This is a genomic window from Agromyces sp. NPDC058064 (assembly GCF_042885275.1).
Classification (GTDB): Bacteria; Actinomycetota; Actinomycetes; order Actinomycetales; family Microbacteriaceae; genus Agromyces.
Genome location: NZ_JBHVSE010000005.1, coordinates 259,034 through 278,256 on the forward strand (window position 1 = coordinate 259,034; position 19,223 = coordinate 278,256).

General features: G+C 72.4%; 19 protein-coding genes. 17 read left to right on the plus strand and 2 right to left on the minus strand.

The window, feature by feature from the left end; translation table 11 throughout:
• Window positions 1-150 precede the first annotated feature (150 nt).
• The 8 genes from ACFVSL_RS16765 to ACFVSL_RS16800 all read left to right on the plus strand — a co-directional run bounded on the left by ACFVSL_RS16765 (window position 151) and on the right by ACFVSL_RS16800 (window position 7,754).
• Window positions 151-459 carry a helix-turn-helix domain-containing protein gene (locus tag ACFVSL_RS16765; RefSeq protein ID WP_386942111.1) on the plus strand — a complete coding sequence of 103 codons (309 nt, stop codon included), beginning with the start codon at window positions 151-153 and terminating at the stop codon, window positions 457-459.
• A 73-nt stretch (window positions 460-532) separates the two neighbouring features.
• Window positions 533-778, plus strand: coding sequence for a DUF3046 domain-containing protein (locus tag ACFVSL_RS16770; protein WP_386942112.1), 246 nt, complete (start codon window positions 533-535; stop codon window positions 776-778).
• A gap of 301 nt (window positions 779-1,079) precedes the next feature.
• Entirely contained in the window at window positions 1,080-2,147 is a 1,068-nt protein-coding gene (gene recA, locus ACFVSL_RS16775) for a recombinase RecA (RefSeq protein WP_386942113.1), read from the plus strand.
• A 38-nt stretch (window positions 2,148-2,185) separates the two neighbouring features.
• On the plus strand, window positions 2,186-3,028 hold the full coding sequence (locus ACFVSL_RS16780; RefSeq protein WP_386942114.1) for a regulatory protein RecX: 843 nt from the start codon (window positions 2,186-2,188) through the stop codon (window positions 3,026-3,028).
• A gap of 12 nt (window positions 3,029-3,040) precedes the next feature.
• Complete coding sequence (gene miaB, locus ACFVSL_RS16785; RefSeq protein ID WP_386942115.1) at window positions 3,041-4,639, plus strand: tRNA (N6-isopentenyl adenosine(37)-C2)-methylthiotransferase MiaB; 1,599 nt, start codon at window positions 3,041-3,043, stop codon at window positions 4,637-4,639.
• 1 nt (window position 4,640) lies between these two features.
• Complete coding sequence (miaA, locus tag ACFVSL_RS16790) at window positions 4,641-5,561, plus strand: tRNA (adenosine(37)-N6)-dimethylallyltransferase MiaA (protein WP_386942116.1); 921 nt, start codon at window positions 4,641-4,643, stop codon at window positions 5,559-5,561.
• Between the two features lie 5 nt (window positions 5,562-5,566).
• Window positions 5,567-6,448, plus strand: coding sequence for a diaminopimelate epimerase (dapF, locus tag ACFVSL_RS16795; RefSeq protein WP_386942117.1), 882 nt, complete (start codon window positions 5,567-5,569; stop codon window positions 6,446-6,448).
• A 49-nt stretch (window positions 6,449-6,497) separates the two neighbouring features.
• On the plus strand, window positions 6,498-7,754 hold the full coding sequence (locus tag ACFVSL_RS16800; protein WP_386942118.1) for a CynX/NimT family MFS transporter: 1,257 nt from the start codon (window positions 6,498-6,500) through the stop codon (window positions 7,752-7,754).
• Between the two features lie 36 nt (window positions 7,755-7,790).
• Here ACFVSL_RS16800 and ACFVSL_RS16805 read toward each other — a convergent pair whose 3' ends face one another.
• A complete protein-coding gene (locus ACFVSL_RS16805; protein ID WP_386942119.1) occupies window positions 7,791-8,402 on the minus strand; it encodes a class I SAM-dependent methyltransferase in 612 nt (203 codons plus the stop codon).
• Window positions 8,403-8,444: 42 nt separating this feature from the next.
• Between ACFVSL_RS16805 and hflX the strand changes: the two genes are divergently transcribed.
• The 3 genes from hflX to metE all read left to right on the plus strand — a co-directional run bounded on the left by hflX (window position 8,445) and on the right by metE (window position 13,619).
• Window positions 8,445-9,971 carry a GTPase HflX gene (hflX, locus tag ACFVSL_RS16810; RefSeq protein ID WP_386942120.1) on the plus strand — a complete coding sequence of 509 codons (1,527 nt, stop codon included), beginning with the start codon at window positions 8,445-8,447 and terminating at the stop codon, window positions 9,969-9,971.
• 307 nt (window positions 9,972-10,278) lie between these two features.
• Window positions 10,279-11,268 (plus strand): methylenetetrahydrofolate reductase, encoded by a 990-nt coding sequence (locus tag ACFVSL_RS16815; RefSeq protein ID WP_386942121.1) that lies wholly within the window; start codon window positions 10,279-10,281, stop codon window positions 11,266-11,268.
• Window positions 11,265-13,619 (plus strand): 5-methyltetrahydropteroyltriglutamate--homocysteine S-methyltransferase, encoded by a 2,355-nt coding sequence (metE, locus tag ACFVSL_RS16820; protein WP_386942122.1) that lies wholly within the window; start codon window positions 11,265-11,267, stop codon window positions 13,617-13,619. The genes ACFVSL_RS16815 and metE overlap by 4 nt, the downstream gene beginning before the upstream one ends.
• Before the next feature lie 106 nt (window positions 13,620-13,725).
• On the opposite strand, the gene lexA is transcribed toward metE, so the two are convergent.
• Complete coding sequence (lexA, locus tag ACFVSL_RS16825) at window positions 13,726-14,409, minus strand: transcriptional repressor LexA (RefSeq protein WP_386942123.1); 684 nt, start codon at window positions 14,407-14,409, stop codon at window positions 13,726-13,728.
• 258 nt (window positions 14,410-14,667) lie between these two features.
• Between lexA and ACFVSL_RS16830 the strand changes: the two genes are divergently transcribed.
• From ACFVSL_RS16830 to ACFVSL_RS16855, 6 genes are all read left to right on the plus strand, one after another.
• Window positions 14,668-15,093, plus strand: a complete 426-nt coding sequence (locus ACFVSL_RS16830) for a LysM peptidoglycan-binding domain-containing protein (RefSeq protein WP_386942124.1) — start codon at window positions 14,668-14,670, stop codon at window positions 15,091-15,093.
• A 67-nt stretch (window positions 15,094-15,160) separates the two neighbouring features.
• Window positions 15,161-16,276 carry a histidinol-phosphate transaminase gene (locus tag ACFVSL_RS16835; RefSeq protein ID WP_386942125.1) on the plus strand — a complete coding sequence of 372 codons (1,116 nt, stop codon included), beginning with the start codon at window positions 15,161-15,163 and terminating at the stop codon, window positions 16,274-16,276.
• Window positions 16,273-16,887, plus strand: a complete 615-nt coding sequence (gene hisB, locus ACFVSL_RS16840; RefSeq protein ID WP_386942126.1) for an imidazoleglycerol-phosphate dehydratase HisB — start codon at window positions 16,273-16,275, stop codon at window positions 16,885-16,887. The genes ACFVSL_RS16835 and hisB overlap by 4 nt, the downstream gene beginning before the upstream one ends.
• Window positions 16,884-17,522 carry an imidazole glycerol phosphate synthase subunit HisH gene (gene hisH / locus ACFVSL_RS16845; protein ID WP_386942127.1) on the plus strand — a complete coding sequence of 213 codons (639 nt, stop codon included), beginning with the start codon at window positions 16,884-16,886 and terminating at the stop codon, window positions 17,520-17,522. The genes hisB and hisH overlap by 4 nt, the downstream gene beginning before the upstream one ends.
• Window positions 17,523-17,636: 114 nt before the next feature.
• Window positions 17,637-18,383, plus strand: coding sequence for a bifunctional 1-(5-phosphoribosyl)-5-((5-phosphoribosylamino)methylideneamino)imidazole-4-carboxamide isomerase/phosphoribosylanthranilate isomerase PriA (gene priA / locus ACFVSL_RS16850; RefSeq protein WP_386942128.1), 747 nt, complete (start codon window positions 17,637-17,639; stop codon window positions 18,381-18,383).
• The gene (locus tag ACFVSL_RS16855; protein WP_386942129.1) at window positions 18,367-19,194 is read left to right on the plus strand and encodes an SseB family protein; all 828 of its coding nucleotides are present in this window, start codon (window positions 18,367-18,369) and stop codon (window positions 19,192-19,194) included. Before priA ends, ACFVSL_RS16855 begins: the two co-directional genes overlap by 17 nt.
• The last annotated feature ends 29 nt before the right edge of the window (window positions 19,195-19,223 follow it).

Consider the following 19,223-nt stretch of genomic DNA (forward strand, 5'->3'; position numbering starts at 1 on the left):
ATAGTCTTCGTGAACACCCTGTTACATGTGGCAGGTTCACACGAAAGGCCCAGTGTGCAACGCTAGATTCGGAAGCACGAGCATCAGGTAGACTGACGCTCCCGTTTCCGGCTCCGGCGGAGTCGAGGCAGTGTAGAAGGAGGTTCCCCGATGGTTCTGGTTCGACAGGAGATCGGCGACGTGTTGAGGGACTTCCGCCTGCAGAAGGGGCGCACGCTCCGGCAGGTCGCGTCCAAGGCGAGCGTCGCCCTGGGTTACCTGAGCGAGGTCGAGCGGGGTCAGAAAGAGGCCTCGTCCGAGATCCTCGCCTCGGTCGCCGAGGCGCTCGACACGCCCATCTCGGTGATCATGCACGAGGTCGGCGACCGCATCGCGGTGCTCGAGGGCCTCTCCGTGGTGCCCGACAGCCTGCCCGACGAGCTCGTCGCCGAGTTCGACGCCGACCTCATGGTCCGCTGAGCACGCTGACCCGATCGTTCTTCTCTCGCTTCGGCCGGTCTTCGGACCGGCCGAAGCCATGTCCGGAGGTCCCGTGAAGCTCAGTGAATTCCAGATCGCCGTCGACGCGGAGTTCGGCGCCGGCTACGGCGGGGTCGTCGTGAACGACCTCGTGCTCGCCTCGCTCGGCGGTCGCACGGCGCGCGAGGCGCTCGCCGCTGGGGTGCGGCCGCGCGAGGTCTGGCTCGCGCTCTGCGAGGCGACGGACGTCCCCGAGTCGCACCGGCACGGCGCGGGCCGCCCGGTGCCGGGGGAGCAGCGGGGGGCCTCGGGGCGCTGACTCCCGCCCCGGCCCGGGCTCACGTCGTTCCGAAGACGCGTTCGACACGCGGGGCGTCGGTTCGAACATTCATTCGGATCCTGCGCTAGGCTCCTCAACAGCAGGAGGAACGGCGCGACCGTCCACATCCCGGCCCGAGCGGGCGTCGGATGTCGGTGGTCGACCATACGGTCGATGCGTCGGAACACACCGCAACCGCCTTGTCGCGAGACGCCGCGGGTCAGCACCGGTCAGCCGGGGCCCGCGACGTGGAACGACAGCCTAGAGGCAGCAGCACACGAGCATCGAAGGAGTCCACACCATGGCATCACCCGCAGACCGCGAGAAGTCGCTCGAAGCCGCGCTCGCGCAGATCGACCGCCAGTTCGGCAAGGGGTCGGTCATGCGCCTCGGCAGCGAAGAGCGCGCCCCCGTCGAGGTCATCCCCACCGGTTCCATCGCCCTCGACGTCGCCCTCGGCGTCGGCGGACTCCCGCGCGGCCGCATCGTCGAGATCTACGGTCCCGAGTCGTCGGGCAAGACGACGCTCACGCTCCACGCGATCGCCAACGCGCAGCGCGCCGGCGGCATCGCCGCGTTCGTCGACGCCGAGCACGCGCTCGACCCCGAGTACGCGAAGAAGCTGGGCGTCGACATCGACGCGCTGCTCGTCTCGCAGCCCGACACGGGCGAGCAGGCCCTCGAGATCGCCGACATGCTCGTGCGCTCGGGCTCGATCGACCTCATCGTGATCGACTCGGTCGCGGCGCTCGTGCCCCGCGCCGAGATCGAGGGCGAGATGGGCGACTCCCACGTCGGCCTCCAGGCCCGCCTCATGTCGCAGGCGCTCCGCAAGCTCACCGGTGGCCTCAACCAGACGAACACCACGATGATCTTCATCAACCAGCTCCGCGAGAAGATCGGCGTGTTCTTCGGCAGCCCCGAGACGACCGCCGGCGGCAAGGCGCTGAAGTTCTACGCTTCGGTCCGTCTCGACATCCGTCGCATCGAGACCCTGAAGGACGGCACCGAGGCGGTCGGCAACCGCACCCGCGTGAAGATCGTGAAGAACAAGATGGCGCCGCCCTTCAAGCAGGCCGAGTTCGACATCCTCTACGGGGTGGGCATCTCCCGCGAGGGCAGCCTCATCGACTACGGCGTCGACCAGGGCATCGTCAAGAAGTCGGGTGCCTGGTACACCTACGACGGCGACCAGCTCGGTCAGGGCAAGGAGAACGCACGTAACTTCCTGCTCTCCAACCCCGACATCGCCGCCGACATCGAGCAGAAGATCCTCGTCAAGCTCGGCATCGGCCAGGCGGGTGCGGCCGCTGCGAACACGGCGCCGGCGAACGTCGAGTCGATCACCGCGAAGCGCAAGGGCGCCTGAGCGGCGAGCAGCACCAGATGACCGGGGAGGGGAGCGGTATGAACGACCCGTCGGCCGAGCACCTCGCCCCGGTCACCTACCTTCCGTGGGTGCGGCACGATGCCGCGCCTCCGGTCGAAGAACGTCCCGGTGAGGCGGGTACGGCGCGTCGATCTGCACCGGCGCGCCGGCCTCGCCGGGCATCCGACCTGCTCGGTGAACAGCCCGCTCCCGACCCCGCCGACGGTTGGTACGTCGATCCCGACGAGGAGGGCGCGGCGACGTCCCCCGGCGGCGAGTCGGCCGAGGCACGAACCCCGCACCCGAAGCGCGAGACGCGTGCGGCGCGTGAGCGTCGCGCGCCTCGGCCTCCTCGGGCCGTCAGGAGCATCGGCGAGGCCGAGTCCGAAGCGGAGCCCGTCGAGTCGGGGGTCGAGCGCGACGAGCGCATCGACCGGCTCGTGGTCTCGCGGCTGCGGCGCTCCGCCCTCTCGGTGCGCGAGGTGCGGGCGGTGCTCGCCGAGCACGGGCTCGACGACTCCGAGCTCGACGAGTGGATCGAGCGGTACGAGCGGCTCGGCTACCTCGACGACGCGCGCCTCGCCGAGCAGCTGGTGCACAGCCAGGGCGTGCGCCGCGGCAAGGGCAGCGGCGCACTGCTCCAAGAGCTCGGGCGCCGGGGCGTCGACCAGGCGCTCGCGCGCGCGGCGGTCGACGACCTCGACCCCGAGACCGAGGTCGAGAACGCCCGCACCGTCGCCGAGCGACGGGCACGACAGCTGCGCGGTCTCGATCGTCAGACGGCCGAGCGTCGCCTCTCGGCCTTCCTCCAGCGCCGTGGCTACCCCGGCGACATCGTGCGCGAGGCGGTGACGGCGGCACTCGCAGGTGAGGGCTCGTAAACTGGTTCGATCATGAGCACCATTCACGAGGTCGCCCGCGCCGAGGCGACGACGCCGGTACCGCGCACCTACGAGGTCCGCACCTTCGGGTGCCAGATGAACGTCCACGACTCCGAGCGCCTCAGCGGCTCCCTCGAGGCGGCGGGCTACGTGCCGGCCGACGGCGCCGAGGCCGACATCGTGGTCATCAACACGTGCGCCGTGCGTGAGAACGCCGACAACAAGCTCTACGGCAACCTCGGCCACCTCGCCGGCGTCAAGCGCCGTCATGCGGGCATGCAGATCGCCGTCGGCGGCTGCCTCGCCCAGAAGGACAAGAACCTCATCCTCGAGAAGGCGCCGTGGGTCGACGTCGTCTTCGGCACCCACAACATGGGCGCGCTGCCGAGCCTGCTCGAGCGGGCCCGCCACAACGACGAGGCGCAGCTCGAGATCCTCGACGCGCTCGAGGTGTTCCCGTCGACGCTGCCGACCAAGCGCGACTCGAGCTACAGCGGCTGGGTGTCGATCTCGGTCGGCTGCAACAACACCTGCACCTTCTGCATCGTGCCCGCCCTGCGCGGCAAGGAGAAGGACCGCCGGCCCGGCGAGATCCTCGCCGAGATCCAGGCGCTCGTCGACGACGGAGCGATCGAGGTGACGCTGCTCGGCCAGAACGTGAACTCCTACGGCGTCGAGTTCGGCGACCGGCAGGCGTTCGGCAAGCTGCTGCGTGCGGCCGGGCAGATCGAAGGGCTCGAGCGCATCCGCTTCACGAGTCCGCACCCCGCGGCGTTCACCGACGACGTCATCGACGCGATGGCCGAGACCCCGAACGTCATGCCGCAGCTGCACATGCCGCTGCAGTCGGGCTCCGACCGCATCCTCAAGGCGATGCGCCGCTCGTACCGCTCCGAGAAGTTCCTCGGCATCCTCGACCGCGTCCGTGCGAAGATCCCGAACGCGGCGATCTCGACCGACATCATCGTCGGATTCCCGGGCGAGACCGAAGAGGACTTCCTCGAGACCATGCGCGTCGTCGAGGCCGCGCGCTTCGCCTCGGCGTTCACCTTCCAGTACTCGATCCGGCCGGGCACGCCCGCCGCGACGATGGACGACCAGGTGCCGAAGGAGGTCGTGCAGGAGCGCTACGAACGCCTGATCGCCCTCCAGGAGCGCATCTCCTGGGAGGAGAACCAGAAGCTCGCGGGGCAGGCCGTCGAGGTGCTCGTCGCGAACGGCGAGGGCAAGAAGGACGCCGAGACCCACCGTCTCAGCGGTCGCGCCGAAGACAGCCGACTCGTGCACTTCGAGGTGCCCGAGGGTTCCGAGCTGCCGCGTCCCGGCGACGTCGTGTCGGTCGTGATCACGCAGGCCGCGCCCTTCCATCTCATCGCCGACTCGACCGACGACACCCCGTTGCGGGTGCGCCGCACCCGCGCGGGCGACGCCTGGGACCGGGCGCAGGCCGAGAGCTGCGCCGTGCCGGCCGCGGGCTCGGGCGAGGGCTCGTCGACGCCGGGCCGGGTCTCGCTCGGCCTGCCGACGCTTCGGGCCCGCGGCGCCGAGCCGCTCGTCGCCCCGGGGGTCGGCACCATGCCGATCTACGACCCGACCGACGGCCAGCGCTGACGTGAGCCTCATCGCCGTCGTCGGCGCCACCGGCACCGGCAAGTCGGCGTTCGCGCTCGACCTCGCCGACGCGCTCGAACGCACCGGCCGCCGTGCCGAGGTCGTGAACGCCGACGCCATGCAGCTCTACCGCGGAATGGACATCGGCACCGCCAAGCTCCCCGTCGACGAACGCCGCGGGGTACCCCACCACCTGCTCGACGTGCTCGACGTCACCGACGAGGCCTCCGTCGCCGAGTACCAGTCGCTCGCGCGTGCGCGCATCGACTCGATCGTCGACGGCGGGGCGGTCGCCCTGCTCGTCGGGGGATCGGGGCTCTACGTCTCCTCCGTGATCCACGACTTCCGGTTCCCGGGCACCGACCCCGAGGTGCGGGCCAGGCTCGAGTCCGAGCTCGCCGAGCACGGACCGGGGATGCTGCACGCGCGGCTGCGCGGCATCGACGCCGAGACCGCGGCGAAGGTCGACCCGCAGAACGGCCGGCGGGTGGTTCGCGCGCTCGAGGTGATCGAGGTCACGGGCGAGCCCGCCGCCGCGCGGCTCCCCGACGAGCCGGTGCCGTGGCGCGAGCACCGCATCGTGCACCTGCGATCCGATCGCGGTGCGCTCGTCGAACGGCTCGACGAGCGGGTGCACGGCATGTGGCGGCAGGGCATCGTCGACGAGGTGCGCGGGCTCGTCCCCCTCGGCCTCGAGCGCGGGGTCACCGCGCGCAAGGCGATCGGTTACGCGCAGGCGCTCGCCGAGCTGCAGGGGCGGATGCCTCGCGCCGACGCCGTGGCCGAGACGCAGCAGCTCACCCGCACCTACGCCAGGCGCCAGGTCGGGTGGTTCAAGCGCTACCGGCACGCCGCCGTGATCGACGCCGACGACGTGGCGGCCAGGGGCGCCGAACTGGCCCGTCAGGCCGCCCTAGACTGAGTCGCATGCCGTTCGATCTGCGATTCACCAAGGGCCAGGGCACGGGCAACGACTTCGTGCTCTTCAGCGATCCCGAGGGTGAGAACGCGCTGACGCCGACGCAGATCGCCGCCGTGTGCGACCGGCACTTCGGCGTGGGGGCCGACGGCGTGATCCGTGCGGTGCGGTCGAAGAACCTCGACGACGGTGCCGCCGCCCTCGCGGCCGATCCGCGTGCGGTCTGGTTCATGGACTACTGGAACGCCGACGGCACGGTCTCCGAGATGTGCGGCAACGGCATCCGCGTGTTCGTGCGCTACCTGCTCGACCAGGGGCTCGCCGAGCTCCACCCCGGTGCCGAGATCGCGATCGGCACCCGCGCGGGCGTCCGACTCGTGACCCGCACGGCGACGGGCTTCCAGGTCGACCTGGGGCCGTGGCGTCTCGCGGGCGGCGAGCCGCTCGTGCGTGCGAAGCAGCTGCCGGTCGCCCGGCCTGGCCTCGGCATCGACGTGGGCAACCCGCACGTCGTCGTCGCCCTCGCCGACGACGACGAGCTCGAGGGGCTCGACCTGGCGTACTCGCCGATCCTCGACCCCGACCCCGTGGCGGGCGCCAACGTCGAGTTCGTGGTGCCGGCCGAGCCGCTCGTGGAGGACGGCGTGGGGCGCATCCGCATGCGCGTGCACGAGCGCGGCTCAGGCGAGACGCTCTCGTGCGGCACGGGGGCCGTCGCCTCGGCGCTCGCCGTGCGGCACTGGGCCGGCGCCTCCGCGCCGAACGACTGGCGGGTGCAGGTGCCGGGCGGCGTGGTCGGGGTGCGCATGTTCGAGGCCGCCGACGGCGAGCACGTGGCCCTCGCGGGCCCCGCCGAGCTCGTCTTCGACGGCGTGCTCACGCTCGCCTGAACGAGCGCAGGGCCTCCGGCCGGCCGAACGGGCGGGCTACGCTCGAACGGTGACCCGCGACGCCCCCATCCCCGCTCGCGGCGGTGCCTTCCCCTGGCTGCTGCTCGTCGGCATCGCGCTCGTCGCGGTGAATCTGCGCGGACCCCTCGTCGCCATCGCGCCGGTGATCGGCGACATCGAGGCGGAGCTCGGTCTCTCGGCGACCGCCGCGGGCCTGCTGACGAGCCTGCCGGTGCTGTGCTTCGCGCTCGGCACGCCGATCGCCGCGTGGACGATCAGGCTCACGGGCGCCGAGCGGGCGGTCGCCGTCTCGCTCATCGGCGCCCTCGCCGGCACGATCATCCGGTCGGGCGGCACGACCGCGGCGGCGTTCGCCGGCACCATCGTGATCGGCCTCGCCATCGCGATCGGCAACGTCGTCATCCCGGTGGTCATCCGGCGCGATGTGCCGCCCGAGCGCGCGCAGCTGGTGACGGGCGTGTACGCCGCCATGATGAACATCGGCTCGCTGGCGACCGCCCTGCTCACGGCGCCGCTGGCGGAGGTGATCGGCTGGCAGCTCGCGATCCTGTCGTGGTCGGCGTTCATGATCGTCGCGCTCGTGGTCTGGGGCGTGCACCTGCGTTTCACCACGATCGAGAACGCGGCGGCGAGGGAGGCGGAGGTGCTCGCGGTGACGGGGTCGCTCGCCGCGGTCGACCCCGAGCGTCGGGCGTCGTCGCGATCGGCCTGGCGCAACCCGATGACCTGGCTCCTGGCGGCGGCGTTCGCGGCGCAGTCGTTCTCGTTCTACGGCCTCACCGCGTGGTTGCCGAGCCTCGTCGCCGACGAGTTCGGCCTGAGCGACGTGGCGGCCGGGGCGGTCGCCTCGTTGTTCCAGCTGTCGGCGATCGCCGGTGCGCTGGGCGCGCCGCTGCTCTCGAACGCACGACCGGTGTGGCCGCAGCCCGCGCTTGTCGGGGCGCTCTGGATCTCGCTGCCGCTCGGACTCCTCGTCGCCCCGGCGGGATACGGGCTGTGGATCTCGCTCGGCGGCGTGGCGCAGGGGGCGGGCTTCGTCGTCATCATCTCGACCGTCGTGCGCATCACGCGCGACGACCGCGAGGCGACGCAGATGTCGGCGCTCGTGCAGGCCGGCGGCTACGTGCTCGCGGCCGCGGGTCCGCCACTGCTCGCCGCACTGCACGAGTCGAGCGGCGGCTGGCAGCAGCCGATGCTGGTGGTCCTCGTCGCGACCTTCTCGTTCCTCGTGCTCACCACCGTGGCTGCGGTGCGCTCCGGGCGGGACGCTCGGGCGTACGGCTGAGCGCACCTCGGGCCCGCGGTACGGGCACAGCGCGGCTCAGGCCGCGCGGGCGACGCGCAGCACGCGGAAGCCCTTCGCGTTCGCGGCACGCTCGACGTCGAGCCCGAGCTCCTCGCCGATCCAGCGCTGCAACGACTCGGCACCGAGGTGCTTCGCGACCACGAGCCAGGCGGCCGCGACCTCGCCCTCGTCGAGGCGGGGCAGCCAGCGCGCGAGCAGCGCGTGGAGCTCGGCCTTGCCGACCCGGATCGGCGGATTCGACCAGATCGCGGCGAAGCCGACGCCGTCGGGAACATCGTCGGGCAGTACGGCGTTGACATTGTGCAGACCGAGTCGTGCGGCGTTCTGCCGCGTGAGCTCGAGCGCGCGTTCGTTGACGTCGACGGCCCACACCGTGGCATCCGGCGACCGGAGCGCGAGCGAGAGCGCGATCGGGCCCCACCCGCAGCCGAGGTCGAGCAGGTCGCCCGACGCCGGGGGAGCCGGCACCGCGTCGAGGAGCACGCGGGTGCCCTGATCGAGGTGCTCGGGGCTGAAGACGCCGCCGGCGGTCGTGAGTTCGACCTCGCGGCCGGCGAGGGTCGCGCGGATGGTGCGGGTGCGCGAACTGCTCGACGGAGACGCGGAGAAATAGTGGTCGGAACCCATACAGGGAACCTATCGCAGCGATTGGAACTAGTCTTGAACGTGATGAATGAAGCCGAACAGAACACCGCGGACGACGCTGTCGAGCGGGTGCTGCGCGGCGCTGAGACGAAGGCCGGGCTGACCCGCTTCGGCTCCGGTGCCGCCGAGGCGCTGATGGAGCAGGGCTCCGACGCCGCAGCCGGTGCCGAGACCGACGGCGAGCAGTTCGAGCGAGAGGAGCGCGCGGCTCTCCGCCGCGTCGCCGGGCTCTCGACCGAGCTCGAGGACGTCACCGAGGTCGAGTACCGGCAGCTCCGGCTCGAGAACGTCGTGCTCATCGGCGTCTACTCGCAGGGCTCGCTCGACGACGCCGAGAACTCGCTGCGCGAGCTGTCGGCCCTCGCTGAGACGGCGGGCGCACGCGTGCTCGACGGCGTACTGCAGCGGCGTCCGCACCCCGACCCGAGCACCTACCTCGGTCGCGGCAAGGTCGAGGAGCTCCGGCACATCGTCGCCTCGCTCGGCGCCGACACCGTCGTCGCCGACACCGAGCTGGCACCCAGCCAGCGGCGTGCCCTGGAAGACGCGGTGAAGGTGAAGGTGATCGACCGCACGGCGGTCATCCTCGACATCTTCAGCCAGCACGCGAAGAGCCGCGAGGGCAAAGCCCAGGTCGAGCTCGCGCAGCTCGAGTACCTCCTGCCGCGCCTGCGCGGCTGGGGCGAGTCGATGTCGCGTCAGGCCGGCGGCCAGGTCGGCAGCGGCGGCGCGGGCATGGGCTCGCGCGGTCCGGGTGAGACGAAGATCGAGCTCGACCGACGCCGCATCCACTCGCGCATGGCGAAGCTGCGCAAGCAGATCGCCGGCATGAAGCCCGCTCGCGACGCGAAGCGCGCGAACCGCCGGCGCAACGCCATCCCCTCGGTCGCCATCGCCGGGTACACGAACGCCGGCAAGTCGAGCCTGCTCAATCGCATCACGGGCGCAGGGCTCCTCGTCGAGAACGCCCTGTTCGCGACCCTCGACGCCACCGTGCGCCGCAACACGACGGCCGACGGTCGCGTCTACACGCTCGCCGACACCGTCGGCTTCGTGCGCAACCTCCCGCACCAGCTCGTCGAGGCGTTCCGCTCGACCCTCGAGGAGGTCGGCGACTCCGACCTCATCGTGCACGTCGTCGACGCGGCCCACCCCGACCCGGCCGGCCAGATCGCCACGGTGCGCGACGTCATCGGCGAGGTCGGGGCACGCGACATCCCCGAGCTGATCGTCTTCAACAAGGCCGACCTCGTGACGCCCGAAGACCGGCTGGTGCTGCGCGGGCTCGAGCCCGGCGCCGTGTTCGCCTCGGCGCGCACGGGCGAGGGCATCGACGAGGTGCTCGCGGCGATCACGCGCATGCTGCCCGACCCCGCGGTCGAGATCGACCTCGTGGTGCCCTACGACCGCGGCGACGTCGTCTCGACGCTGCACGAGACCGGTCGGGTGCTCTCGGTCGACTATCTCGAGGAGGGCACCCGCGTGCGCGCGCTGGTCTCGCCCGAGCTGTCCGCGCAGCTCGCCGACTTCACGGCGCCCGTCGACGCCTGAGGCCGCCCGACCGCGGTGCCGGGTCGTCGGAGGACGGCCGGGAGCTCGGTCGCGGGGCCCGGACGGCGAGGCCATCGGGGACGGGCAGGGACGCGCGGGGACGCCTCGCGTCACCTCGCGTCATAGAGCCCCGGCGCGTGGGATCGGCGCGTATCGTCGCTCCTGATCGTCGGTGCACGGCCGGATGCCGGGCACCAGGAGCGACCGCCGAGCCCGGCACCCGCCCGCGAGACCCACCCGCCGATTCCGGCCGGGGGACGCGGCCTGCCGCGCTTCCGCCGCATCGGCTGCGCCACGCAGGAGTCCCATGGCAGCCACCGGCCCCGACCCCCGGGATGCGGACTGTCGGCCGCGCCCGCCCGTCTCGTTCGAGCTCTTCCCGCCTCGATCGGATGCCGCGGCGCTCGCGCTCGGCCGCACGATCGACCGGCTCGCCGAGGCCGACCCCGCGTTCATCTCGGTGACCTTCGGCGCCGGCGGCTCCTCGCGCGACCGCTCCCTGACGGTGCTCCGCTACATGCTCGAGCACACCTCGGTCGAGCCGATGGCGCACCTCACCTGCGTCGGCTCGTCGCACGAGGAGGCGAACCGGCTCGTGCGCGAGTTCCTCGACGCCGGGGTGACGAGCTTCCTCGCGCTGCGGGGCGACCCGCCGGCCGGCGCGGGCCCCGACGCGGGCATCGGCGACCTCGGCAGCGCGGCCGAGCTCGTGCAGCTCATCCACCGCGTCCAGGAGGAGCGTGAGCCGTTCGCCCAGGTCGGCGTCCCCGGGGTCCCCGGGGCCGCACGCATCCGCGAGCGTCCCCGGCCCGAGCGCGTCGCCGTCGCGGCGTTCCCCACGGGGCATCCGCGTTCACGGAGCGCCCACCAGGACGTCGACGCCCTGCTCGCGAAGGAGATCGCGGGCGCGACCCTCGCGATCACGCAGCTGTTCTGGCACGCCGACGACTACCTCGGCTACGTCGAGCGCGCACGCGCGGCGGGCGTGACCATCCCGATCCTGCCGGGCATCATGCCCGTCACGACGCCCGCCAGGCTCGCCAGGCTCACCGAGCTCACCGGGGTCGAGGCCCCGTCGGAGCTCGCCATCGACCTCGAGATCGAACCCGATCCCGAGGCCCAGGCCGAGCTCGGCGTCGCCTACGCGGCGGAGCTCGCCGACGGGGTGCTCGCGGGCGGCGCGCCCGGCCTGCACCTCTACACCTTCAACCGTCACGAGGCCGTGCTGGGCGTGCTCGCCCGGCTCGATCTCGGAGTCTCACCACAGCTCGTCAATGAGAGGAACACCGCACGATGACCGCACCCGCCTTCCCCACCGGCACGATCCTGGGCTACCCCCGGATCGGCCGTCGCCGTGAGCTCAAGCGCGCCGTCGAGGCGTTCTGGGCCGGCACGATCGACGCCGACGAGCTCGAGGCGCGCGCCGCCGCGCTCCGCACCGCGACCCGCGAGCGCCTCGCCGCGCAGGGCCTCGGCCGCACCGGCTCCGCCATCCCCGAGTCGTTCTCGTTCTACGACCAGGTCCTCGACGCGGCGGTCGCCGTGGGCGCCGTGCCGACGCGCTTCGCCCGCTTCCTCGGCGAGGACGGCAGCGTCGACCTCGGCGCCTACTTCACCATCGCCCGTGGTGTCGGCGACGACGCCCCGCTCGAGATGACGAAGTGGTTCGACTCGAACTACCACTACCTCGTGCCCGAGATCGGCCCCGACACCGACTTCTCGCTGCACGCCGACCGCATCCTCGCCGAGTTCGCCGAGGCGAAGGCGCAGGGCTTCCTCACGCGTCCCGTGGTCGTCGGCCCGGTCACCTTCCTCCTCCTCGCGAAGCCCGCCGACGACGCACCCCAGGGCTTTCGGCCGATCGACCGCCTCGCCGAGCTCGTGCCGGTCTACGGCGAGCTCCTCGCCGAGCTCGCCCGCGCGGGCGCCGAATGGGTGCAGCTCGACGAGCCCGCCCTCGTGAGCGAGTCGATCGACGAGCCGCGGGCCCGCGTGCTCGAGTCGGCGGCCGCAGCGTACGACGCGCTCGGCGCGCAGGACGAGCGCCCCGCGATCTTCGTCGCCGCTCCGTACGGCTCGCTCGACGACGCGCTGCCGGTGCTCGCCGCGACCCCCGTCGAGGCGATCTCCCTCGATCTCGTGCGCGGATCGCTGCCCGAGGGCCTCGACCCCGTCACCGCCGAGTCGCTCGCCGCGAAGACCCTCGTCGCGGGCGTCGTCGACGGGCACAACATCTGGCGCGGCGACCTCGCCGCGGCGTACGAGCGGGTCGCCGCGGTTCAGCACCTCTCGGGCAGCGTGGCGGTCTCGACCTCGACCTCGCTCCTGCACGTTCCCCACGACGTCGAGGACGAGCAGTCGCTCGACGCCCGCCTCGTCTCGTGGCTCGCCTTCGCCGACCAGAAGGTCGCGCAGGTCGCGACCCTCGCCCGCGGCCTCGCCGAGGGGCGCGACGCGATCGCGGCCGAGCTCGACGAGGCATCCGCCGCGCTCACCGACCGCAGCGCCGCGCCCGGCGTGCGGGTTCCCGCGGTGCGCGACCGCCTCTCGGCGCTCGCCGACGCCGACTTCGACCGCGGCGACTACGCCGCGCGGGTCGCGGCCCAGGCCGAGCTCGAGCTGCCCGAGCTGCCGACCACGACGATCGGCTCGTTCCCGCAGACGAGCGACATCCGTCGCGCCCGCGCCCGCCTGGGCAAGGGCGAGCTCGACGCCGACGGCTACGCGCAGCTCATGCGCGAGGAGATCGAGCGCGTCGTGCGGCTCCAGGAGGAGATCGGCCTCGACGTGCTCGTGCACGGCGAGCCCGAGCGCAACGACATGGTGCAGTACTTCGCCGAGCTCCTCGACGGCTTCGCCGTCACCGAGCACGGCTGGGTGCAGTCGTACGGGTCGCGCTGCACGCGCCCCTCGATCCTCTGGGGGGACGTCTCGCGTCCGGCGCCGATGACGGTCGAGTGGTCGGCGTACGCGCAGTCGCTGACGGAGAAGCCCGTCAAGGGCATGCTCACCGGCCCCGTGACGATCCTCGCCTGGTCGTTCGTGCGCGACGACCAGCCGCTCGGCGACACCGCGCGTCAGGTGGCGCTCGCGCTGCGCGACGAGATCGCCGACCTCGAGTCGGCCGGCATCAAGGTGATCCAGGTCGACGAGCCCGCGCTCCGCGAGCTCCTGCCGCTGAAGCTCGCCGACCAGCCGGCCTACCTCGACTGGTCGGTCGGCTCGTTCAAGCTCGCGACGGCGGGTGCGGCGGCGGCGACGCAGGTGCACACGCACCTCTGCTACTCGGAGTTCGGCGTCGTCATCGACGCGATCAAGAACCTCGACGCCGACGTGACCTCGATCGAGGCGGCGCGCAGCCGCATGGAGGTCGTCGACGACCTCTCGACGAGCGGGTTCGACCACGGCATCGGCCCGGGCGTCTACGACATCCACTCGCCGCGCGTGCCGTCGACCGCCGAGGTGCAGGCGCTCCTCGAGCGCGCGGTCGCCGAGATCCCGGCGTCGCGCCTCTGGGTCAACCCCGACTGCGGCCTGAAGACGCGCGGCTACGACGAGACGGTCGCCTCGCTCGAGAACATCCTCGAGGCGACGCGCGCCGTGCGCGCCGAGCTCGGGGCCCGCACCGAGCCGGCGCTCGCGGGCTAGCCGGTCGACGAGAGAGAGGGGCGGATGCCGTGGCATCCGCCCCTCTTCGGCGTTCCGGCGCGGCCGGACCGAGCCATTCGCGCGGCGGACCGAACGTGAACGGGGGTCAGACGGCGCGGAGCACCGAGACCACCTTGCCGAGCACCTCGGCGTGGTCGCCGACGATCGGCTCGAACGCGCTGTTTCGGGGGAGCAGCCAGGTGTGGCCGTCGCGCTGCCGGAAGACCTTCACGGTCGCCTCGCCGTCGAGCATCGCGGCGACGATCTCGCCGTTCTCGGCGGTGCGCTGCGATCGCACGACCACCCAGTCGCCGTCGCAGATCGCGGCGTCGATCATCGAGTCGCCGACGACCTTGAGGATGAAGAGCTCGCCCTTGCCGACGAGCTGGCGGGGGAGCGGGAAGACCTCTTCGACCTGCTGCTCGGCGGTGATCGGCACGCCGGCGGCGATGCGCCCGACGAGCGGGACCATCGCGGCGTCGCCGACGGGAGCCGCGTCGCCCGTGGTCGGGGTGCGCTCCTCGAGGCCAGGCACCTCGATGAGGATCTCGAGCGCGCGGGGGCGGTTGGGGTCGCGCCGCAGGTAGCCGGCGAGCTCGAGCTGGTTGAGCTGGTGGGTGACGCTCGAGAGCGAGGAGAGCCCGACGGCGTCGCCGATCTCGCGCATGCTCGGCGGGTAGCCGCGGCTCGCGACCGAGCGCTGCACGACCTCGAGGATGGCGAGCTGCTTCGCGGAGAGGCTCTTGCGTCGACGCGCCTTCCCGATCTCACGCACGTCGTTGTCGCTCACGGTCTCCGCCCCTCGTTGCGATCGCCTCGCGATCGGATGTCGGTGGTGTCTGCTGCACTGTTCTCCAGACATTCGAAACTGTATCCGCCTCGCAGGGGTGCGGCAAACATTCGTTCGAGTGTGTCGGGGTATTCGTGCACGAGAACGTGCGTGTCCGGGTGCTTGCCTTCGAATTCATTCGAAGATATATTCGGAACATAGATTCGCATTCGGCCCTCCCGGCCGAGGGCCGGATGCGATTCACTCAGGAGGTGTGAGATGAGCGCAGCGATCATGACCGGCGGCTACGGCCCGGTGCAGTCCCGCCCGGTGCCGCTCCGCGAGCCCGAGCGCGCCGTTCGGGCGACCGCGGCCGCCGAGGGGGTCGTGGTCCGCACCCGCCTGCGGCTGACCCCCCGCGGTCGATTCGTCTTCACGACGCTCGCCGCACTCCCGCTCGTCGTCTGGGCGTTCGCGCTCGTCCTGGGTGCGGGCGGCGCGGCCGCCGACGTCGCCGGGGCGGGCGCCGGAGCGGCGCTCGAGTACGTCACCGTCGAGGTGGGCGGCTCCCTCTGGGAGATCGCCGAGTCGGTCGCGCCCACCGCCGACCCGCGCGACACGATCGCCGAGATCCTCCGCCTCAACGGTCTCGACGAGGCCACGATCGTCCCCGGCCAGCAGCTCGCCGTTCCGGCGGGCGAGTGATCGAGACCCCCGGTCATACGGGGTCGCACGGGCCGACCGCCCGCGCCCGCGTGGCTAGCATGGTTCGGTGACGAGTCTCGAAGACCTCCCCATCCGTGACGACCTCAGAGGGCGTTCGCCGTACGGCGCTCCGCAGAAGTCCGTCCCCGTGGCGCTCAACGTCAACGAGAACACGCATCCGATCCCCGAAGACGTCGCGCACGACATCGTGGCCCGCGTCGCGGCGGCGATCCTCCGGCTCAACCGCTATCCCGACCGCGAGTTCACCGAGCTCCGCGAGGCGCTCGCGGGCTACCTCGGCCACGGGCTGACCCCCGACCACATCTGGGCCGCGAACGGGTCGAACGAGGTGCTCCAGCACCTCCTGCAGGCCTTCGGAGGTCCCGGCCGACGCGCGCTCGGGTTCGACCCGACCTACTCGATGTACGGGCTGCTCGCCTCGGGCACCGGCACCGAGTGGATCGGCGCGCCCCGCGACGAGGAGTTCGAACTCACGCCCGAGACCGCGGTCGCCGCCGTGCGCGAGCACGACCCCGACCTCGTGCTGCTCTGCGCGCCCAACAACCCGACCGGCACCCCGCTCGACCTCGACACGATCCGGGCGGTCGCCGACGCGGCCCGCGGCATCGTCATCGTCGACGAGGCGTACTTCGAGTTCGCCGACCCGGGCACGCCGAGCGCCCTCACCCTGCTCGAGGGGCGTCCGCGCCTCGTCGTCTCGCGCACGATGAGCAAGGCGTTCGCCTTCGCGGGCGCCAGGGTCGGCTACCTCGCCGGCGACCCGGTGACGATCGACGCGCTGCGCCTCGTGCGGCTGCCGTACCACCTCTCCGCGCTCACCCAGGCGGCCGCGCTCGGCGCCCTCGCCCACTCGGGAGAGATGCTCGCGATGGTCGACGAGATCCGCGGCCAGCGCGAGCGCATCTCGGTCGAGCTCGCGCGGCTCGGCTTCGCACCGCACCGCAGCGGTTCGAACTTCGTGCTCTTCGGCGGCGTCGACGACCCGCACGCCGTCTTCGAGGCGCTCCTCGCGCGGGGCATCCTCATTCGCGAACTCGGCATCCCGGGGCACCTGCGCGTGACCGCGGGCACCGAGGCCGAGACCACCGCGTTCCTCGAGGCGATCGCCGTGTTCGCCCCGAACCGGGCGGCGGGCGCCGCCGAGAATAGGATCGACGCATGAGCGGCCAGACCCAGAACCGCGCGGTGCGCGTGCAGCGCGAGACCAGCGAGTCGAGCATCGACCTCTCGATCGACCTCGACGGCACCGGGGCGAGCGACATCGAGACGGGGGTGCCGTTCTACGACCACCTGCTGACGGCGTTCGCGAAGCACTCGCTCACCGACCTCACGGTGCGCGCGGCCGGGGACATCCACATCGACGTGCACCACACCGTCGAGGACACGGGCATCGTGCTCGGCCAGGCGATCCGGCAGGCACTCGGCGACAAGCGCGGCATCTCGCGCTACGGCGACGCCCTCGTTCCCCTCGACGAGGCGCTCGCGCAGGCCGTCGTCGACATCTCGGGTCGTCCCTACCTCGTGCACACGGGCGAGCCCGCCGGCTTCGAGTTCCACCTCATCGGCGGCCACTTCACGGGGTCGATGGTGCGCCACGTCTTCGAGGCGATCACGTACAACGCGGGGCTCACCGTGCACGTCAACGTGCTCGGCGGCCGCGACCCGCACCACATCGCCGAGGCCGAGTTCAAGGCGTTCGCGCGCGCGTTCCGCCAGGCGAAGGCGTTCGACCCGCTCGTCACCGGCGTCCCGTCGACGAAGGGCGCGCTGTGAGCCGCACCCGTCGCGTCGTCGTGCTCGACTACGGCTCGGGCAACGTGCACTCGGCCGCGAAGGCGCTCGAGGCCGCGGGCGCCGACGTCGAGGTCACGTCCGACCGCCGCGCGGCGAGCGAGGCCGACGGCCTGCTCGTGCCGGGCGTCGGCGCGTTCAAGGCCGTCATGGAGCAGCTTCGCGCGGTGCGCGGCGACGAGATCATCGATCGGCGCCTCGCGGGCGGCCGTCCGGTCCTCGGCATCTGCGTCGGCATGCAGGTGCTCTTCGAGCACGGCGTCGAGCGCGGCGTCGACACCGAGGGGCTCGGCGAGTGGCCGGGCAGCGTCACCGAGCTGCCGGCCGCGGTGCTGCCGCACATGGGCTGGAACACGGTGACGCCCGACGCGGGCTCGGTGCTGTTCGACGGCATCGAGGACGAGCGCTTCTACTTCGTGCACTCCTTCGCGGCGCAGGAGTGGCACCTCGACGTGATCCCGCCCTTCCCCGGCCCCAAGCTGACCTGGGCCGAGCACGGCGGCTCCTTCCTCGCCGCGGTCGAGAACGGCCCGCTCTCGGCGACCCAGTTCCACCCCGAGAAGTCCGCCGAGGCCGGCATCCGGCTGCTGTCCAACTGGATCGGCACCCTCGGCTGACGACCCGCCGAGACCGGGCCCGTCACGAACACGTCGCCCGAGCGCGAGGCGACTAAGATTCTGTGACTGTGCCGACCGTCGATTCCCGGCGGCATTCCGCGAACGAGGACAGTGATGAGTGAGTTCAACAAGACCCCCGGCCTCGTGCTGCTTCCGGCAGTCGACGTGGCCGGCGGCAAGGCCGTCCGCCTGACGAAGGGCGAAGCCGGCACCGAGACGAACTACGGCGACCCGGTCGACGCGGCCGTCGACTGGGCCGATCAGGGTGCGGAGTGGATCCACCTCGTCGACCTCGACGCGGCATTCGGTCGCGGGTCGAACGGCGGCATCCTGAAGAAGGTCATCCGTCAGGTGCGCGGCGTGAACGTCGAGCTCTCGGGCGGCATCCGCGACGACGAGTCGCTCGAGCACGCACTCGAGATCGGTGCGAAGCGCATCAACCTCGGCACGGCGGCGCTCGAGAACCCCGAGTGGGCCGCCTCGGTCATCGCCCAGTACGGCGAGGCGATCGCGGTCGGCCTCGACGTGCGCGGCACCACGCTCGCCGCCCGCGGCTGGACGAAGGACGGCGGCGACCTCTGGCAGGTCATGGACCGCCTCGAGGAGGCGGGCGCCGCCCGCTACGTCGTCACCGACGTCACGAAGGACGGCACCCTCCAGGGCCCGAACCTCGACCTGCTCCGCCAGGTCATGGAGCGCACCGAGCGCCCGGTCGTCGCCTCCGGCGGCATCTCCAGCCTCGACGACATCGTGGCGCTGCGCGAGCTCGTGCCGCTCGGCCTCGAGGGCACGATCGTCGGCAAGGCCCTCTACGCCGGCGCGTTCACGCTGGCCGAGGCGCTGGATGTCGCCTCACGCTGACGACCGGGCGGGCGAGCACGGGGATGCCGCGGCGCCCCGGCCGCCCGCCGCGGACTCCGCCGGCGTCCCCTGGGCGGGGCGCTCGTTCGAGGCGAACCCGCACGCCGCCGACGACGGCAGCGCTCCGGCCGGTCTCGCGTCGGCGATCGAGCGGTTCCGTGCGGGCGAGGGCGGTCAGGCCGAGGTCGTCCGAGCGTTCGCGGGCTCGCGCCTGCTGATCCCGCTGCTCGCCGAGCTCGGCGACGGCGGCACCGAGACGGGCGCGCACGGGCTCGCGGTCGACAAGAGCCAGGAGCTCTCGATCGTCACCGTCGCCGGCCCCGACGGGCGTGCGGTGCTGCCGGTGTTCTCCTCGGTCGAGGCGATGTCGCGGTGGAACCCGGTCGCGCGGCCGGTGCCGGCCGACGGCGTGCGCGTCGCGCTCGCGGCCGCCGACGACGGCACCGAGCTCGTCGTGCTCGACCCCGGCTCGCCCGGCGAGTTCGTGCTGCGGCGCCCCGCGGTCTGGGCGGTCGCCCAGTCGCTGCCGTGGCAGCCGCCGTTCGAGTCGGAGGCCGTGCGCGACGCGTTCGCGCGCGCGGCGGAGCGCGAGCTCTCGGTGCTCGGGGTGACGCTCCTGGCGGGCGACCCCGAGGCGAGGCTCGCCGGTCCCGAGCTGATCGTGCGCCTCGAGCTCGTCGCCGGCCTCAGCCGCGAGGCGCTCGACGCGACGACGACCCGGCTGGCGCACCGCTGGGCGGCCGACGAGGCGATCGCCACGGGCGTGGACTCGCTCGCGGTCAAGCTCGTCGCCGCGGCATCCGACGCCTGAGCCGACGCGCGCCCGACGCGCCCGACGCG

Bases quoted from the DNA above. Each gene is read 5' to 3' on its own strand.
- ACFVSL_RS16765 (WP_386942111.1), top strand. From the start codon at position 151: ATGGTTCTGGTTCGACAGGAGATCGGCGACGTGTTGAGGGACTTCCGC.
- recA (WP_386942113.1), top strand. From the start codon at position 1,080: ATGGCATCACCCGCAGACCGCGAGAAGTCGCTCGAAGCCGCGCTCGCG.
- ACFVSL_RS16780 (WP_386942114.1), top strand. From the start codon at position 2,186: ATGAACGACCCGTCGGCCGAGCACCTCGCCCCGGTCACCTACCTTCCG.
- miaB (WP_386942115.1), top strand. From the start codon at position 3,041: ATGAGCACCATTCACGAGGTCGCCCGCGCCGAGGCGACGACGCCGGTA.
- dapF (WP_386942117.1), top strand. From the start codon at position 5,567: ATGCCGTTCGATCTGCGATTCACCAAGGGCCAGGGCACGGGCAACGAC.
- ACFVSL_RS16805 (WP_386942119.1), bottom strand. From the start codon at position 8,402: ATGGGTTCCGACCACTATTTCTCCGCGTCTCCGTCGAGCAGTTCGCGC.
- hflX (WP_386942120.1), top strand. From the start codon at position 8,445: ATGAATGAAGCCGAACAGAACACCGCGGACGACGCTGTCGAGCGGGTG.
- ACFVSL_RS16815 (WP_386942121.1), top strand. From the start codon at position 10,279: ATGGCAGCCACCGGCCCCGACCCCCGGGATGCGGACTGTCGGCCGCGC.
- metE (WP_386942122.1), top strand. From the start codon at position 11,265: ATGACCGCACCCGCCTTCCCCACCGGCACGATCCTGGGCTACCCCCGG.
- ACFVSL_RS16830 (WP_386942124.1), top strand. From the start codon at position 14,668: ATGAGCGCAGCGATCATGACCGGCGGCTACGGCCCGGTGCAGTCCCGC.
- hisB (WP_386942126.1), top strand. From the start codon at position 16,273: ATGAGCGGCCAGACCCAGAACCGCGCGGTGCGCGTGCAGCGCGAGACC.
- priA (WP_386942128.1), top strand. From the start codon at position 17,637: ATGAGTGAGTTCAACAAGACCCCCGGCCTCGTGCTGCTTCCGGCAGTC.
- ACFVSL_RS16855 (WP_386942129.1), top strand. From the start codon at position 18,367: ATGTCGCCTCACGCTGACGACCGGGCGGGCGAGCACGGGGATGCCGCG.